This window comes from Novosphingobium sediminicola, from assembly GCF_014196525.1.
GTDB lineage: Bacteria > Pseudomonadota > Alphaproteobacteria > Sphingomonadales > Sphingomonadaceae > Novosphingobium > Novosphingobium sediminicola.
In genome coordinates this window covers 12,720-28,926 of the sequence record NZ_JACIDX010000026.1, presented here as the reverse complement: position 1 = coordinate 28,926, position 16,207 = coordinate 12,720, and the positions used below count along the sequence as shown (strand labels likewise).

Genomic DNA, 16,207 nt, shown 5'->3' with positions numbered 1-16,207 from the left:
CGGGCGTTTTCCATCATTGGATTTTACCGCGCCCGGCGCGCGCGCCAATGGGCGGCCAGCAGGCCCAGTACCGGCATGGCGATCACGGTCAGCGCGCCGATAATGGTGGTGGCATTGCCGGGCAAGGGGCCGACCAGCGTCAGGGCATCGAGCATGATATAGGCCGCCGCGCCCAGCGACAGCGTGACCACCAGCCAGCCGACCAGACGGCGAAACCGTTCGATGCGCTGCTTTCGCATCGAACGCAGGACGCGGGCCACGATCTGGCTGTCGATTGTGTCGACCAGTATCATGCCTGCCGAAAACATCCCGATCAGCACCAGCACCGCCGCAGAGCCGCCGCGTGCCGTGGCCGCCGCGCCCCATGCCGCAGCCTGAGTGATGGTATCGAACACCAGTCCGAACATCAGCCCCACGCTGATGATCGACACCGGCCGGTCAAGCTTGTCGATCCAGCCCGCCAGCAGTCGCGAGCGCCAGCCGGTTGGCCGAAAGGATGTGGGCTTTAAAAGCCCGTGGAGATTGGCGATGCCAACCACGAGCAGCATCGCCAGCACCATAACCTCGCTGGCCGGGGCAAACCATGCGGGCGGTGAAAACCTGTGGGCGACAGCGGCCACCAGCAGCGCCACCACGGCCACGCCAAGACTGTGACCAAGGGCAAAAAGCGTTCCGATCCATGGGGCCAGACGCGGTCTGCGCTGGTTTACGGAAAAGACCATATTGTCGATCATGGCGATATGGTCGGGATCAAGACCATGGCGCAGACCCAGCATGAACATGAGCCCTAGCGCAGACAGATCCAGCCCGTTCGGCAGGGATTGCATCATGGCCTTGGCCACCATGGCGCGCGGGGCGTGGCGGGATTGGTGCTCATCCATGGCTGTCTGGTTTGGGGCAGGAGGGTGTTCATGGCATTTCCTTTAGGTGCTAGGCTGTGGGGCGTGAGTGCGGCTCGATGGGTCATTAAGAGATGATATAACATTTCATAATGACCCAAGGGGTTTTTGTGAACCCCCTTATGTCGCCGTCTTTCCGGCCCTTTGCGGGCGGGCAGACGGAAACGTTGCCGAGCCCTTTGATCCGAGATGCTTTTATGGCTTTGCGACGGGGATGAGGGGGCTTTTCCCTCGCAGGCAGATAAAATGATATGTTATCTTGTTACATAACAAGATCTCGTCTATGCAGACCCCGTGCCTGAGGGGGCGGCACATTATCGGATCGGAATAAAAAGGACTGAAACCATGAAATTGCCCTCGCTTCTGGCAAGCACCTCGCTTGTGGCCAGCTTGATGGCGGCTGCCCCTGCATGGGCCGCCGATGCAGGCCCGAATGATGGATCGGGACCGGCCATCGTGGTCACGGCAACGCCCTTTCGGCATACTCAAGATGAAACGCCGTCCATCCCCGCCAAAGTGGACGCGCAGCAGATCCGGCAGGCGGGTGGGGCCAGCATCGCCGACGCTCTTAAGGACGTGCCGGGCGTCTCGGCCTCCGGCTTTGCACAGGGGGCCTCGCGGCCGATCATTCGCGGCATGGATTCCAATCGCGTCCGCCTGCTCGAAGACGGCACGTCGATCTCGGATGTTTCCGACATCGGTCCCGATCACGGTACGCCCATCGACCCATTATCGGCGCGCAGCATTGAGGTGGTGCGCGGCGCAGCCACTTTGCGTTATGGCAGTCAGGCCATCGGCGGGGTGATCAACACGATCAACAACCGCGTGCCGACCACCTTGCCGACAACCCCGCTTTCGGGCGAGTTGACCTCATCCTATACCAGCGTCAACCGGGGTGGCGAGGTCGCCGGGCTGGTGGATGGCAAGGCGGGCGATCTGGCGCTGCACGCCGATGCCTATTACCGCCGCACCGGCGATTATGACACGCCGCTTGGGCGACAGGACAATTCGTTTTTCCATGGTTGGGGCGGATCGCTGGGCGGCTCCTATTTCTTTGGCAACGGCAGTCACGCCGGGCTGGCCGTCACCCATTATGATGCTCAATATGGCATCCCCAGCGACACGACCTATATCGACATGCGCCAGACCAAGGTCCTCAGCCGCAATGTGATCGAGATTGCCTCGCCTCTGCTCAAGTCGATCAATATCGACGGCAGCTATGGCGATTATCAGCATCAGGAGAAGAATCCCGACGGCTCGGTCAACACCACTTTCAGAAACAAGGAGGCCAATCTGCGCGGCGAACTGCTGTTCAACCGCCTGGGCGCGATCAGCAATTCGGCGCTGGGCGTGGAATATCAGCATCGTGATTTCTCGGCCGTCGGCGCGGACAGTTCCTATCTTCAGCCTGCCACCTCGCAAAACATCGCCGGATATGTGTTCAGCGAGATCGAACTGGCCAAGCCGCTGCATCTGGAGGCCAGCGCCCGCGTGGAGCATGTCTCCGTCACCGGCACGCCGCTGTCGGATCAATTCACCAGCCGCAATTACACGCCGGTCAGTGCTGCCTTGGGCATGCTCTATACCGCCGCGCCGGGGATCAAGCTGGGCCTGACGGCTTCGACCACGGGGCGTGCGCCCGCGCTGACGGAATTGTTTGCGCGCGGCGGGCATGATGGCCCCCAGACCTATGAAACCGGCGACCCCAATCTGAAAGTGGAGCGCGCCAAGGCATTGGAGCTGAGCCTGCGCGCCAATCGCGGCGCCTTTCATTTTGAAGGCAGCCTCTATTCCACGTGGTTTTCCAATTACATCTATGGCGAGTTGACCGGGCGGACCTGCGATGATGACGGCAATTGCGTGGCGGGCGATGCCAATGATCTGCGCGAAGTGTTCTATCGCCAGCAGGGCGCCCATTTCCGGGGTCTGGAAGGCGAGGCGCGCTATGATCTGATCAAGACTGCCCACACCAGTCTGACTGCGCGCGTGATGGGCGACCTGACCCGGGCCACGCTGGATGACGGCAACAATGTGCCGCGTATCGCGCCATGGCGTCTGGGCGGCGGGCTGGATTGGCAAAGCCCGCGCTGGGACGCCGGTTTCAGCTATACCCGCTATGGCACGCAGAATGACTATGGCCTGTTTGACACGGCAACCGCGGGCTACAATGCGCTCTCGGCCCATGTTGCGGTGCGTCCGTTCAAACAGTGGCAGGGCGTTGAATTTTCGCTGGTGGGACAGAACCTGACCAATGACGTTCAGCGCTATGCCACATCCTTCAACAAGGATCTGGTGGTGATGCCGGGCCGCTCGGTTCGGGTTGTGGCAAGGATCGCCAGCTTCTGATGATGGTAAGGCCGCGTCGCTGGGGCGAGTGAATTTGGAGCGTTTCCGGGACGGCCCGGAAATCTTCCCATACTCCCTTCGCGGGTTTTCGCCACGCTCCCGGGCAGGATTTTTCCTGTCCGGGAGCGTGGCGGTGGCTTTGATGTTCGGGGGAATATGGCAACGATGGAAAACCGCGCCACATGAAATCGCAGCCGGTCCTGTCGGTTCCCTAGCTCTGCTGCCAGCCAAGCCGATTTCTTTGTACGATGCTTCCGGTCGTTCGATGCTGAAAATGTAGGGCGGGTTCCGATAAAATGATCTGAAAGCGGGAACGCCCCGCTTTGGCCGCCACGCCGACCAAAGAGAAACGGTAGAAGCCGATTAGTTGCCGTCCGCGTCGACGACGAACACCATAGGCTTGCCTCGAGACATCGGCTCCCACCCAGCCATTAGTGCCGCACGAATTCCCCGGGATACAAGGGCGTCGCTAATTTGCAGGCGGCTCGGCGGCAAACCTTTCAGCAAGCGCTTGGGCGGGGGGAATTCCAGTACGGCTCCGCGCTGGGCATCTTGCTGGAGCAAGGCAACCGCCATGCCCTTCCAGCCTTCAAACTCGCTCCATTGCGGCTCGCGTCGAAGTTCCCAATCATAGTGAAGCCCGTCAACGTCGACGGTACCGGCAAGCCTGTGAGTGTTTGACATGTCGACGCGACTAGCAGGTTTCTGTCGGCAAACCACGGTAATGTCGATCGCATGACCGTTCATGAATGGAGGCATGCCAACAGGCTGCTATCAAGATCGGTCTGAACCGCGCCTGCTTTGCTGAAGGATTAAACTCTTGAGTGCCAGATGAACGAAAGCCCACTTTCGACCATAAGTCGTCTAATGTGGCGAAAGGAATATCGGCATACGCCGGAACGGGCCATTCGCCGGTCTGACAGATGGTGGGCAGCAACACGCCTCTAATCGCCGCAGCTTGCTGGTCGGCCTGCTTTCCATTGGTGCTCTATCGGGAATCGCGCTCGGCTTCCCGAATGTCCGCCGCCGAGAATGGGTCGCTTTCTGCGCGGAGCGTTCCGCTAACGTATTGCGGAATCTCCTTACAACGCATCCAGTGCTTCCTCCAGCGCCTCGACGCAAAAATCAGCCTCCATCGAGATCGATACCCGGTGGCTCAGAACCTTGCGGCTGAACCAGTCCACGATGGCCACCAGATAGACAAAACCCTTAGCCATGGGGACGTAGCTGATGTCGGTTACCCAGACTTGGTTCGGCCGCGTGATCGGCAATTTACGCAGCAAATACGGGTAGATCTTGTGCCCCGGTGTCGGTTTCGACGTGTTGGGACGGCGGTAGATCGCCTCTATCGCCATCTTCTTCATCAAGGTCGCGACATGGCAACGCCCGATCTCGATGCCCTCCTGGCGCAGCAGGTCGCGCAGCATGCGACTGCCCGCAAAGGGATACTCCAGATGCAATTCGTCCATGCGTCGCATGATGCCAAGGTCGGCGCCCGACACCGGCGCGGGCAGATAATACACGCTGCTGCGGCTGATCCCCAGTTCCCGGGCCTGACGCAAAACCGGCAGGCTGTGCGACCGGTCGATCATCGCTTTACGCTCGGCAACAGACCTGCTTTCCCGAGCGCGCCTGCTAAAAAATCATTCGCCAGCGTCAGTGCGCCGATCTTGGCGTGCAGCGTTTTGACATCGACGGCAGGTTCGGCGTTCTCTGCGGCACTCTCGCCACCAAACACACCGGCTGCGCCTTCCAGCAACTGCGTGCGCCAAGTCGTGATCTGATTCGCGTGAACGTCAAACTGCTGCGCCAGCTCCGCCAGCGTCTTCTCGCCCTTCACTGCTGCCAACGCCACTTTCGCCTTGAACGCTGGGCTGTGATTACGGCGGGGTCGTCTGCTCATCTCTGCTCCTGTCTGGCGGCCACCATGGCCCCCTTCAGGCAGAAAATCCACTTAGACCGCTGTCCGAATTTGCCGAGCCATCTCTCTTTTTCGGACCAGGAGCTGTTGAAGCCGGTGCAAGTTTCAATATCACCAATGGTTCTGGCGGCGTCATCGCTGGTGCGGTCATAGGTCGTAAATAGGTATCATGCCCGGTTTTACATTCGCGTCAGTAAGGCAAAACCGACCATTGTCGGGGGAGAGTAAGGGGGCAGACAGCGAAGCCTGACGTCCTGGGAGAGCTGGCTATCAGTATGACCATAAAATTGGTCTTTCCAAACACGGTAACGACGGTCGCATTCAGTAAACGATGTCCCCACCCGGTCGGTTGTTGGTGAACTGGGTAAATCTGCACGCCCTCCGCCCTTCTTCTGACCTAAGGGGCGGTACATTTTGTCCGATTGCTCTGCTCGTAATGCCCTGATAGCTGGGCTGAATGATGCATTTGATGCGCAAGTGGTGTTTTGACAGGCATTGGCTGGCCATAGGGCTGGTTTTGCTTGCGCTCGCCGTTCGCGCGCTGCTGCCGCAAGGCTTCATGCCGGTTGCCTCTAGCCACATACTGACGGTCCAAATCTGTGCTGATGCCAGCGGCTTGGCCCATATCAGGCAGATTGTTGTACCCGATCGCCAACCCGACCATTCTGACGGGCGGGATCGCCACACGACCTGCGCCTTTGCCTCGCATGCCATGCCCTTGCTGGGCGGGGCCGATGTGCCCTTGCTGGTCGAAGCTTTGCTTTTCGTCATGGCGCTGGCGCTTTCGCATGTCACACCTGTTCCCGCCCAGCGGCCCACGCGCCTGCGCCCACCTTTGCGCGCGCCACCTGTCTTCTCCTGATTTTTCGCAAACCAACATCGCATGGAGTTGCTCCACGGCGATGCGATTGAACGCGCGGCCGCGCTGATTGTGCGTTCGCGCCAGGTAAACAGGCTATCCATGAAAATTTCCACTCTCGCGCTGGCGCTGATCGCCGGTGTGTCCACGCCCGTTATGGCCCAACAGGCGGTCACTGTTCTGCCTTCTGTCGATGTCGATACCGATGCGGCTTCCACCGGCGCCGCCGCTACGACCATTATCCGTGACAATTTGCGCCGTATGGCGCCTTCGACCAGCGACACGGCGACGATCCTGACCAGCGTGCCGGGCGTAGCGGGCAATACTGGCGGCGGCTTTTCGACCATGCCCGCCATCCGCGGCCTGACCGAACAGCGCCTGACGGTTCTGGTTGATGGTCACCCCATCGATATAGCCTGCCCCAACGATATGAATACGCCGCTCAGCTATACCGATCCGCAGACGGTGGGCAGCATCAACGTCATTACCGGCGTGTCGCCGGTCAGCGCCGGCGGGGATGCCATTGGCGGGGTGATCTCGGTAAAAAGCGTGCCGCCGCGTTTTTCAAAAGACGGCACGCTGCTGATCACCGGCGAGGCGCAGGGCCATTATCGCAGCAATGATGGTGGTTTCGGGACCGGTCTGTCGCTGACAGTGGCAGTGTCGCGTCTGTCAGCCACCTATACGGGCAGCTATACCAAGGCAGGCAATTACAGCGCCGGGGGCGATCTGGGCACTGTGCATTCCACCCAATATGCCAAGACCGACCACAAGTTGGCGCTGGCCTGGCAGGGGGATATCGGCCTTGTCGAACTGGCGGGCGGTTATCACCATTCCGCCCATGAAGGTTTTCCCAATCAGTTCATGGATATGACCGGGAACAACTCCTGGTTCCTCAATGGTCATTATCTGGGCACTTTCAACTGGGGTACGGTGGACCTCAAGGCCGATTATCGCGCCACCGATCACGAAATGAACTTTCTGGCCGACAAGGGCGGCGTGGCCGATGGCGGCATGCCGATGAACACGCGCGTGCGTTCGGGCGGCTATACGCTGGCGCTCGATCTTCCGCTGGCGGCGGGCACCAACCTGCGTCTGGGCAGCGAGTATCGCAACCAGCGACTGGACGACTGGTGGCCGCCGGTAGCGGGCAGTATGATGATGGGGCCTGATACCTATCTCAACGTCAACAACGGCCAGCGCGAAAGAGTCGCTGCTTACGCCGAGGCCGAGAAGCGCTGGGGCGAACGCTTTGTCCTGACAGCGGGCGGGCGTTATGACCGGGTGAATATGGATACGGGCAATGTGACCCCTTATTCCACCGGCATGATGAGCATGGCCGATGCGGCCGCGGCCCGCGCCTTCAACGCGGCAGACCATAAGCGTCATTTCAACAACTGGAGCGCATCGCTGATCGGACGCTATATGCCGGTATCGGGCGTGGCCATTGATCTTGGCTATGCCCACAAGACCCGTGCACCTAACCTTTATGAGCTCTACACATGGGGCCAGGGCGCCATGTCGAGCCAGATGATCGGCTGGTATGGCGATGGCAACGGCTATTTCGGCAATCTGAACCTGCGCCCTGAACGCGCCGACACGATCAGCGCCTCGCTCACCGTTTCGGGCGGAGGCAAGCCGGGTTGGTTCGTCAAAATGGCGCCCTATTACACTCATGTGAACGACTATATCGACGCGCGTTATGTCGGGCCGCTGGGCAACTTCAACCAGTTGCAGTTCACAAACGAGGAGGCAAAATTCTACGGTCTGGATGTGTCAGGTGCGGCGACCGTATGGAACGGCGGAAGGTGGGGGCAGACACGTCTGAGCGGCGCGCTATCATGGGTGCATGGCCAGAACCTGACCGATCATGCACCGCTCTATCGGCAGATGCCGCTCAACATCAAGGCGAGCCTGCAACATCAGATGGGAGCCTTGAGCAGCGCGGTCGAAGTCAACTGGGTCGATAGCAAGACCCGTGTCGATCCGGCCCGCAAGGAGTCGACCACGGCAGCTTTTGTTTTGGTGAACCTGCGCACGGCCTATCAATGGAAATTCTGGAGCGTCAGTCTCGATGTCGAGAACCTGCTGGACAAGGGCTATTTCCTGCCGCTGGGCGGGATGGCGCTGGGTGATTACAGCGTCAGCGGCGGCACTGTGCTGCGCCCGGTGGCGGGGCGTGGGCGGTCGGTCAATGTCGGCCTTTCCCGTCGTTTCTGAGCATTGTGGGAAAGGAGGATCCGGTCGCTTTGCGGCGGCCGGATCTTCCTGCCGTCAACGGATGGCCGGTGCGGCGGCGAGTCTGCTGGCGCATGGCGCGTTGTTGTGTGTAGCGCTGGCATGGACCGCAAACGGAACCAGATCCGCACGCGGCCCTGCGCCTCGTCCGGCTACGTTTTCCTTGCACACGTCGTCAACTCCAGCACAGCCAGAGGCCAAACCATTAGCCGCTGTAAGGCGGCGCGCCATGACGACGCAGGCGAAATCGCTTTTCGAAGACTTGGGGAGAGCTATGGCTCCTTCCAGGCAGCCCGCCCCGTCTGACCTTTCAGCAAGACTGCTGCCATCTGCTACGCTTCCGGTAGCGCATGCCTCCGAGATTCAGCCGGATGCATTGCCGCGCATCCCTTTAGCAGAAAAGCTCGACCAGTCGGCGCGACAGGCGAACTATGCGCATCGGATATGGTTGCGTATCATGGCTTGTCGCCCGGCCGCCGTCTCCATGGAGGGCCGCGTGACATTGAGTTTTGATCTGGATGTAAGCGGGCATCTGACTAGGTCGTCGGTTATCAGCCCCAGTGGATTAACGATGCTGGATCGTGCCGCCATACAGGCACTTCACCGAGCGTCGCCGTTTCCCGTCCCGCCCGATGCCAGCACATCTGAAGCGCTGCACTTTGAGGTGGAAGTCCGTTTTGGGCCAGCAAGTTAGGTTGAATTGGCTGCAATTTGCAGGGTATCTGTCGCTATTCGGCTGGCCGAAATCGGATGGTGGGCTGCCCAGCGTTGATGTCGTTCAGCCTTTGCCGACGCAACCTGAACCTACGCCTGCTTTGGACGGTCAGTTTGGGCCCACTGAATGTCAGGAATGAGGGCGAATTAAGCGTCCCTCATCATTCTGGCAAAGCTGCCCGGCGGGGTGCCGTTGTGTTTACGAAAGGCGGTGCTGAAGGCGCTGGCTGATTCATAACCGATGTCGTCGGCGATGCGGTCCAGCGACTCGCCGCCGCGCGCTAGCGCATCCTTGGCAACCGCCAGGCGCCAGCTGGTAAGATATTCCATGGGAGCGCGGCCAACGATCAGGCTGAACCGCGCGGAAAAGGCCGAACGTGACATGCCGGCGATCTTTGCGAGCTGCGCAACGGTCCAACGGGCGCGGATATCGGCATGCACCGCATGCAGCGCCCGGGCCAGCGCCGGATCGCGCAGCCCGGCGAGCAAGCCTGCCGAGGCGGCATCATGCCCCACGCCCTGCCACCGAAGGGCTTCGACCAGCAGCACTTCGAGCATGCGCTGAACGATCAGATCCTTGCCCGGATGACTGGATGTGCATTCTTCGGCCAGCAGGTGGATCGTCCGGCCCATGCGGTCTGTCATGCCCTGCGCAGCGGGAATGTGGATCAGGCCGGGCAGCAGCGCGAGCAGGAGAGGGGCGTTGGCCCGTTCAAAAGAAAAACTGCCGCCCAAAGCCGCAAATTCGGGCTCGCCGTCCTGTTCCCCATGCCGGACCGCCTCTTTGCTCGGCTCCAGCAAAGGACCGGCCAGTCCCGGCTCGCTGCCCAGAGCAAAGGCGGGCGTTGTCGGCATCAGCAGGAAATCTCCCTGTGCCATTTGCAGCGGCGCCGATCCTTCGAAGGTCACCCATGCCTGCCCGGCGAGGATAAGCGTGAAGCCCGGGGCATCATGCGCCTGATAGCGCACACCCCAACGGCCCCGCGCCGTGATCGGTTTCGACAGGGCCGCATGGGGGCGCAGCAGGGCGATGATATCGCTCAGGGGATCCATGTCTGGACGATCCGTAAATAGATATGGATCTATGATTATATATTGTCTTGGATTCAGCGTCTATCTCTCCCCCTATCGACATTAAGGAGACAGGCAATGACCAGGACGATCCTCATCACCGGCACATCCTCCGGCTATGGTAAGGCAACGGCGGAGCATTTCCTCGTCAAGGACTGGAATGTGGTGGCGACCATGCGCAAGCCCGACCCGGCGGTGTTTGGCGGCGCTTCTGATCGGCTGCGCATCCTTCCGCTGGATGTCACCTCGCAGGAAAGCATCGAGGCTCTGGCGGAGGCGGCAGGGCCAATCGATGTGCTGGTCAATAACGCGGGAGTGGGCGGGGTGGGCGCTTTCGAGGCCATGCCGATGAGCCTGATCCGGCAATTGATCGAGACCAACACAATCGGCGTGATGGCGATGTGTCAGGCCTTCATCCCCCGGATGCGGGAGCGTCGCTCGGGCTGCATCGTCAATGTCACCTCAAGCGTCACTTTGGGGGCCTTTCCGCTGGCCGCCGCCTATACCGCGACCAAGCAGGCCATCGAGGGCTTTACCGGCTCGCTGGCACATGAACTGGGCCATTTCGGCATTGACGCGAAGCTGGTCGAGCCGGGCTATGCGCCGACCACGCGGTTCGGGGCCAATGCCATCGTGCCGGTAAGCGATCTGCTGCCGGGCGAGTATGCCGACTTTGCCCGCCCCATTATGGAAGCCTTTGCCGCGCCCGCCCTGACCACGCGCGAGAGCGATGTTGCCCAGGCGGTGTGGGACGCGGTGCAGGACCGGACAGGTCAGCTTCGCTTTCCGGCGGGGGCGGATGCTCTTGCCATGGCAGGGGGCGTATAAGCTCATCGCCCGGCTTGCTGTGTGGCTGACCGAACGCTCGCTTCTTCCGAATAGTCGTTCACGATCTTGTCGGGACAGCCATATTTGGAGACATCGCCCTTTTTACCCAGGTCACGGGCGCTGACGGGTCTCAAGCAATATTACGGACAACTTCGCCTCAACCATCGCTGCGTACACCGACCTTGGACGTGCCCGGATCCTCGAATCGTGAAAGGTCATGCATGATCCGGAAGCTGGATGAATTTTTAATGGTCGGTCCATTGACGCATGTTCGGACAGGCGTTAGAAATTAGATCAATCGATCGATCTTAATGGAGTCGGCAAGTGGAGCAGGATGAAGGGGTGCGCTCGAACGGGCATGCCATGCGCACGGCAGAGACAAGGGCTTGCCTGATCGAGGCGGCGATCGCGATGTTTGGGGATGGTGGCTTCGATGCCGTCAGCACCCGCCAACTGGCCGACAGGGCCGGGGTGGGCCTTGCCGCGATCGCCTATCATTTCGGGGGCAAGGCAGAGCTGTTCGAAGCGGCGGTGGCCTCCATCGCCGAATATTGTCGGGGGCTGACCCGTGAAGTGTCCGACCAGTTGGAGGCCGATGCCCCCGCCGATCCGGCTGAGCGGCTGACCCGCGCGGTCCGCGCCTATTTTGGTGTGCTTTTCGGCGGTGACGAGCCGCAGTCCTGGGTGAATTTTCTGGTGCGCTGCTCGATCGACACACCCGATGCCTATGACACGCTTTACGAGGCCGCGTTCCGGCCGCTGGAAACGGCGCTGGCGGTCAATCTGGCGGCGCATCTGGCTGTGTCGCCCGACGAGCAGGAGGTGCGGCTGCGCGCCTATATCGCCACGCATTCCATCGTGTCGATGCGCACCAATCGTGAGGCGTTCCTGCGCCATCTGGGCTGGACCGATCTTGGCCCGGCCCAGATCCGGATCCTGGAGGGCATCGTGACCAGCCTCGTTCACAATGCGCTGATGCTGAAACCGGCTGCAGACAACAAGGGGAACGGTGATGCCTGAGGAAACCTCGAAAAAGATTGCTTATTGGGTGTCCTGGACCGGCCCGGCCTGGGTGGTCAGCTTCATCCTGACCTGGGGCGTGATGGGGCGAAACTATCCTTGCCCGCCCCAGACGTTGAGCGGCGCGGAACTGGTGAGTCAGTATTACGGGCATCCCTCGGTGATGCTGGGCATGGCCTTGGCCACGTCGGTGGGCATTCTCTACATGCCCTGGTCGATCGTGATGGCGTATCAGATCTGGCAAAGGGAAAAGACCCCGCTGCTGGCGCTCATGGCGCTGAGCGGGGGCATTCTGACAGCCTTGCTCATCGTTTATGTCTGCTCGCAATGGTCATGGTGCGCGCGCTGGGCGGGGCAGCCGGGGGTCGATCCGGAGATGATCAAGGCGGTCCATCTCTCGACCTGGTACTTCTTCGACATGACGTACAACATCACCAATGTTCAGCTGCTGGGCTGCGGCCTGTTCGCCATTCTCGATCGCAGCGAGCATCGGATCTTCCCCGCCTGGCTTGGCTGGTTCGCCCTGTTCACGGGGGCATCTTTCTTCCTCGAAACGATCATGCCCTATTTCAACCGCGGGCCGCTGGCGATCAACGGTTGGTGGAATTTCTGGTTCGGTTTCATCATCTGGTTCCTGTGGTTTTCGCTCCAGAGCATGTTCGTGCTGAAGGAGACCCGGCGTTCGATCGGACAGCCATCGCCCGCCATAGCGGCCGGGCAGCAGGTCCACGGAGCCTATGGCCTGCGCTAAAGGGCAAGTGTTCTCTGGGGAGGTAGGACTGTCAATGGTTGGGCAGGCAACAGATCGTGATCGCGGAGGGGCGCTTGGGAAAAACGCCCCGTGTCACCCGGCGGTCAGGGTGCCGGGTGTCCGGGACTTCTGGATCCTGATCGCGGCGGAATGCAGCTTGTTCAGTTTCTTCTTCATCACCTACATGATCGGGCGGGGCGGCGATGTCGATCTCTACCGAACCTCGCAACAGGCGTTGAGCCGCGATCTGGGGGTCTTCAATACCTGTGTGCTGATCATCGGGTCCTGGTCGGTCATGCAGGCTCTTGGCAGTCTCCGGCGGGAGCATGCGCGGCAGGCATCGCATTATCTGGCTGGTGTTATCGGCTGCGGCGTGATCTTTGCCGGGGTGAAAGTGTTCGAATATGCCGACAAGATCTCACACGGCCTGTTCCCTACTACCAATGATTTCTTCACCTTCTATTTCGTGCTGACCATGGTCCATATGGTGCATCTTGTCATTGCCACCGTGGTGCTGGCGGTCATGCGGCGCGGGGTGATGGCGGGGCATTATCATTCGGGGCAGATGGATGTGCTCGAATCCGGGGCGATCTACTGGCATCTGGTCGACCTGCTGTGGATGTTTCTTTTCGCGCTTCTGTATCTTCTCCAGTGAGCGGCATCATGGACAAGGTTTTCTTCACCCCGCATCGCACCTTGTTTCTTATGCTGGCAATCACCGGGATCAGCTTTCTGATCAGCCATGACAGCGCCATGGGGCAGTTGGCGGGGATCGGCACGCTGCTGCTGGCCGGGGCCAAGGGCCGTCTGGTGCTGCTTGACTTCATGGAGTTGCGCCATGCCCCCGCGCTATGGCGATGGGGTTTCGAGGGGGGACTTCTGGCGGTGACCGCACTGTTGGCGGTGCTTTATCTTGCAGGTGGCCGCTGACCGTTCCGGCGGCGCAAGGGTTCCGATTGGTGTGACCATGAGATCGGGCGATGCCGCAGGGCCGCCCGTGGGAGACGCGCGCCTGCGTCAAATTCAAACATAAAATCGCAAATCATAAAGGGAGAGATCTATGTTGAAGGCAAATAGTTGCCGACTGCTGGCCTTGTCTTTGCTGTCGGGAACGGCGGTGACGGCGGGGGCGGCCCAGGCACAATCCACTAACGCGCCAGCCCAGGCATCCGACACGCAGACAGGCGTGCCCGACATCATCGTCACCGCGGAAAAGCGATCCTCCTCGGCGAACAAGGTGCCGCTCTCGATCAATGTGTTCAGCGGCACGCAGCTTACCACGGCGGGCGTGCATTCCACCGAGGATCTGGCCAAGCTGGTGTCCGGTTTCTCGACCGTGACCAGTTTTTATGGCGCTCCGGTCTATTATCTGCGCGGCGTCGGCTATTACGACAATTCAGTCGCCGCACGGCCCGCCGTTACAATCTATGCCGACGAGGCGCCCATCCCCTATTCGGTGATGGCCATGGGCACGACGCTTGATCTCGAACGGGTCGAGGTGCTCAAGGGGCCGCAGGGGACGCTTTTCGGTTCGAATTCCACCGGCGGCGCGATCAACTTCATCGCGGCCAAGCCGGGGACCAGATTTGAGGCAGGGGCCGATGTCAGCTTCGGCCGGTTCGACGACGGCATCGTCAGCGGCTTTGTGAGTGGCCCGCTGTCCGACACGGTGGGCGCGCGGCTGGCGGTATCGCATGAAAACTCGGGAGACTGGCAGAAGAACTATGTGACCGGCGCGACGCAGGGCGCCAAGAACATCACCAGTTTTCGCGGCACGCTGACCTTCCGGCCCACGCCCCGGCTGAAGGGCATTCTGACCTTCAGCGGCACCTTTGATCGGTCAGATGTCCAGACCGGCCAACTCGTCGGGATCAGCCCGACGGTTCCTGCCGAACCCGCGCTGGCGGCTTTCCCGCTCGCGCCCGCCAATGCCCGCGCCACCGCCTATGGCACGGACTTTCCCGAAGGCGGTCGGCTCCGGAAAAACAATCGCGAATTGCAGGCGACATTGCGCATCGATTATGATGTGAGCGATGGCACGACGATCACCTCGCTCACCTCCGGGGCGTGGAACCGTCAGAACTTTGCACAAAGCGCCAGCGCCACCACGCTTCAGGTCTATGCGCTCGACCGGCAGGGGAATGTCCACAGCGTGTCGCAGGAGTTGCGCGCAGGCGGCCATTTCCACCAGGATCGCGGTCATTGGGTGCTGGGCGGCAGCTATGAACATGACACCACCTATGAGAACACCACTTTCGACATCCGCGACGCCAACGCGGGCAATGTGTTCGACGCGCTGGGCCTGCCCTCAATCAACCGGGTGCCGACCATTTTGAGCACCACCTATGATTCAAAAGGGGTTTTCGGCAATGTCGACTATGAGCTGACCAGCACGATCAGTGCGCGCGCAGGTCTGCGCTACACCAAAACCGGGCTGGATTATGACGCCTGCTCGCAGAATGCAGGCAACCTGACTTATGGCACCGGCATTGCCACCGTCCTCAACATGACGGGCAGCTCGATCCGTCCGCTGGTAGCCGGGGATTGCGTGAATTTCGCGCCGCTGGCCAATGGCACCTATCAGCTCGCCCATATCCGGGGCCGGACCGAGCAGGGCAGCACATCGTGGCGCGCCGGGCTGGATTGGAAGCCGGTGGCGGGCACATTGCTCTACGCCAGCGTCAGCCGGGGGTACAAGGCGCAGGCCGTCTCGAACATCGCAGCGGTTTTCGTGACCCAATACAATCCCGTGCCGCAGGAAAGGCTGACCGCCTATGAGGCCGGGATCAAGACGAACATCCTGCCCGCCACGCATCTCAATGCGGCGGTGTTCTATTATCAGTATGCCGACAAGCAGTTGCAGGGCACGATGATTGTGCCGATCTTCGGTCCGCTTGCCACATTGGTCAGCGTGCCCAGATCGCACATTCTGGGCGCCGATTTCGACCTGACCACGCGGCCCATGCGCGGGCTGACGCTGGGCGCGCAGGGGACATTCCTCCATTCACAGGTCGACGGAAGCTTCACCGGCACCACCCAGCTTGGCGAAACCGGCGATTTCGGGGGATCGGCCTTCCCGAACACACCCAAATGGCAACTTGCGGGCAGCGGGGAGTATCGCTGGAATGTGGGAAGGACGCTGGAGGCCTTCGTTGGCGGGCGCTACACTTGGAGGAGCCAGACCTATGGCGATTTCAACCGCGAGAACCTGTTGAAGATCAGTGCCTATGGTCTGCTCGATGCCAATCTTGGTGTCAGTACCAACGACCACCGCTGGACGGCGCAGATCTGGGGGCACAATCTGACCAACCGCTATTACTGGGCTTCGCAGAACGCCTTTCTGGAATCGATCGTGCGCTATGCCGGCATGCCCATCACCTATGGGGCCAGCCTGTCGTTCCGGTATTGATCAGGGTTTGAGATGATGCCTGTGGTCCGGTTTCCAGAGTTGCACGGCGCAGCGGGGAACCGGATCGCCTGGTAGAAAGGGGGGGCGGCGATTATCATCGTTTGGCGTGGCGCCAGCATATATCCGCCAGCGGATTTTGATGGCTGGTTCG

General features: G+C 60.7%; 13 protein-coding genes and 1 pseudogene. 10 read left to right on the top strand and 4 right to left on the bottom strand.

Annotation, left to right across the window (positions count from 1 at the left end; all coding sequences use genetic code 11):
* Positions 1–23: 23 nt before the first annotated feature.
* On the bottom strand, positions 24–881 hold the full coding sequence (locus tag GGR38_RS22270; protein WP_246405201.1) for a HoxN/HupN/NixA family nickel/cobalt transporter: 858 nt from the start codon (positions 879–881) through the stop codon (positions 24–26).
* Positions 882–1,244: 363 nt separating this feature from the next.
* On the opposite strand from GGR38_RS22270, the gene GGR38_RS22265 reads away from it, so the two are divergent.
* Entirely contained in the window at positions 1,245–3,245 is a 2,001-nt protein-coding gene (locus tag GGR38_RS22265; RefSeq protein ID WP_183628937.1) for a TonB-dependent receptor, read from the top strand.
* A 363-nt stretch (positions 3,246–3,608) separates the two neighbouring features.
* Here the strand turns inward: GGR38_RS22265 and GGR38_RS22260 are convergent, their stop codons facing one another.
* Positions 3,609–3,929 carry a hypothetical protein gene (locus GGR38_RS22260; protein ID WP_183628968.1) on the bottom strand — a complete coding sequence of 107 codons (321 nt, stop codon included), beginning with the start codon at positions 3,927–3,929 and terminating at the stop codon, positions 3,609–3,611.
* Positions 3,930–4,339: 410 nt separating this feature from the next.
* Positions 4,340–5,148 (bottom strand): annotated as a pseudogene (locus tag GGR38_RS22255) (IS3 family transposase); the annotation flags it as partial.
* Positions 5,149–5,623: 475 nt separating this feature from the next.
* On the opposite strand from GGR38_RS22255, the gene GGR38_RS22250 reads away from it, so the two are divergent.
* From GGR38_RS22250 to GGR38_RS24590, 3 genes are all read left to right on the top strand, one after another.
* Positions 5,624–6,028 carry a hypothetical protein gene (locus GGR38_RS22250; RefSeq protein ID WP_183628935.1) on the top strand — a complete coding sequence of 135 codons (405 nt, stop codon included), beginning with the start codon at positions 5,624–5,626 and terminating at the stop codon, positions 6,026–6,028.
* A 99-nt stretch (positions 6,029–6,127) separates the two neighbouring features.
* On the top strand, positions 6,128–8,245 hold the full coding sequence (locus GGR38_RS22245; RefSeq protein ID WP_183628933.1) for a TonB-dependent receptor: 2,118 nt from the start codon (positions 6,128–6,130) through the stop codon (positions 8,243–8,245).
* Positions 8,220–8,957, top strand: a complete 738-nt coding sequence (locus tag GGR38_RS24590) for an energy transducer TonB family protein (protein ID WP_343059201.1) — start codon at positions 8,220–8,222, stop codon at positions 8,955–8,957. Before GGR38_RS22245 ends, GGR38_RS24590 begins: the two co-directional genes overlap by 26 nt.
* Positions 8,958–9,124: 167 nt before the next feature.
* On the opposite strand, the gene GGR38_RS22235 is transcribed toward GGR38_RS24590, so the two are convergent.
* On the bottom strand, positions 9,125–10,030 hold the full coding sequence (locus tag GGR38_RS22235) for an AraC family transcriptional regulator (protein ID WP_183628931.1): 906 nt from the start codon (positions 10,028–10,030) through the stop codon (positions 9,125–9,127).
* 96 nt (positions 10,031–10,126) lie between these two features.
* On the opposite strand from GGR38_RS22235, the gene GGR38_RS22230 reads away from it, so the two are divergent.
* The 6 genes from GGR38_RS22230 to GGR38_RS22205 all read left to right on the top strand — a co-directional run bounded on the left by GGR38_RS22230 (position 10,127) and on the right by GGR38_RS22205 (position 16,056).
* Entirely contained in the window at positions 10,127–10,876 is a 750-nt protein-coding gene (locus tag GGR38_RS22230; RefSeq protein ID WP_183628929.1) for an SDR family oxidoreductase, read from the top strand.
* 324 nt (positions 10,877–11,200) lie between these two features.
* A complete protein-coding gene (locus tag GGR38_RS22225; protein ID WP_183628927.1) occupies positions 11,201–11,896 on the top strand; it encodes a CerR family C-terminal domain-containing protein in 696 nt (231 codons plus the stop codon).
* Positions 11,889–12,647 (top strand): hypothetical protein, encoded by a 759-nt coding sequence (locus GGR38_RS22220; protein ID WP_183628925.1) that lies wholly within the window; start codon positions 11,889–11,891, stop codon positions 12,645–12,647. Before GGR38_RS22225 ends, GGR38_RS22220 begins: the two co-directional genes overlap by 8 nt.
* A gap of 34 nt (positions 12,648–12,681) precedes the next feature.
* Positions 12,682–13,302: a cytochrome c oxidase subunit 3 gene (locus GGR38_RS22215; protein WP_183628923.1), complete on the top strand. Its 621-nt coding sequence runs from the start codon at positions 12,682–12,684 to the stop codon at positions 13,300–13,302.
* A gap of 8 nt (positions 13,303–13,310) precedes the next feature.
* A complete protein-coding gene (locus tag GGR38_RS22210) occupies positions 13,311–13,577 on the top strand; it encodes a cytochrome C oxidase subunit IV family protein (protein WP_221227213.1) in 267 nt (88 codons plus the stop codon).
* 130 nt (positions 13,578–13,707) lie between these two features.
* A complete protein-coding gene (locus GGR38_RS22205; RefSeq protein WP_183628921.1) occupies positions 13,708–16,056 on the top strand; it encodes a TonB-dependent receptor in 2,349 nt (782 codons plus the stop codon).
* Positions 16,057–16,207: the final 151 nt, after the last annotated feature.

Coding starts and splice junctions, on each gene's coding strand:
- GGR38_RS22260 (WP_183628968.1), bottom strand. CDS start 3,929: ATGTCAAACACTCACAGGCTTGCCGGTACCGTCGACGTTGACGGGCTT.
- GGR38_RS22245 (WP_183628933.1), top strand. CDS start 6,128: ATGAAAATTTCCACTCTCGCGCTGGCGCTGATCGCCGGTGTGTCCACG.
- GGR38_RS22270 (WP_246405201.1), bottom strand. CDS start 881: ATGGATGAGCACCAATCCCGCCACGCCCCGCGCGCCATGGTGGCCAAG.
- GGR38_RS22205 (WP_183628921.1), top strand. CDS start 13,708: ATGTTGAAGGCAAATAGTTGCCGACTGCTGGCCTTGTCTTTGCTGTCG.
- GGR38_RS24590 (WP_343059201.1), top strand. CDS start 8,220: ATGTCGGCCTTTCCCGTCGTTTCTGAGCATTGTGGGAAAGGAGGATCC.
- GGR38_RS22210 (WP_221227213.1), top strand. CDS start 13,311: ATGGACAAGGTTTTCTTCACCCCGCATCGCACCTTGTTTCTTATGCTG.
- GGR38_RS22220 (WP_183628925.1), top strand. CDS start 11,889: ATGCCTGAGGAAACCTCGAAAAAGATTGCTTATTGGGTGTCCTGGACC.
- GGR38_RS22265 (WP_183628937.1), top strand. CDS start 1,245: ATGAAATTGCCCTCGCTTCTGGCAAGCACCTCGCTTGTGGCCAGCTTG.
- GGR38_RS22250 (WP_183628935.1), top strand. CDS start 5,624: ATGATGCATTTGATGCGCAAGTGGTGTTTTGACAGGCATTGGCTGGCC.
- GGR38_RS22215 (WP_183628923.1), top strand. CDS start 12,682: ATGGTTGGGCAGGCAACAGATCGTGATCGCGGAGGGGCGCTTGGGAAA.
- GGR38_RS22235 (WP_183628931.1), bottom strand. CDS start 10,030: ATGGATCCCCTGAGCGATATCATCGCCCTGCTGCGCCCCCATGCGGCC.
- GGR38_RS22230 (WP_183628929.1), top strand. CDS start 10,127: ATGACCAGGACGATCCTCATCACCGGCACATCCTCCGGCTATGGTAAG.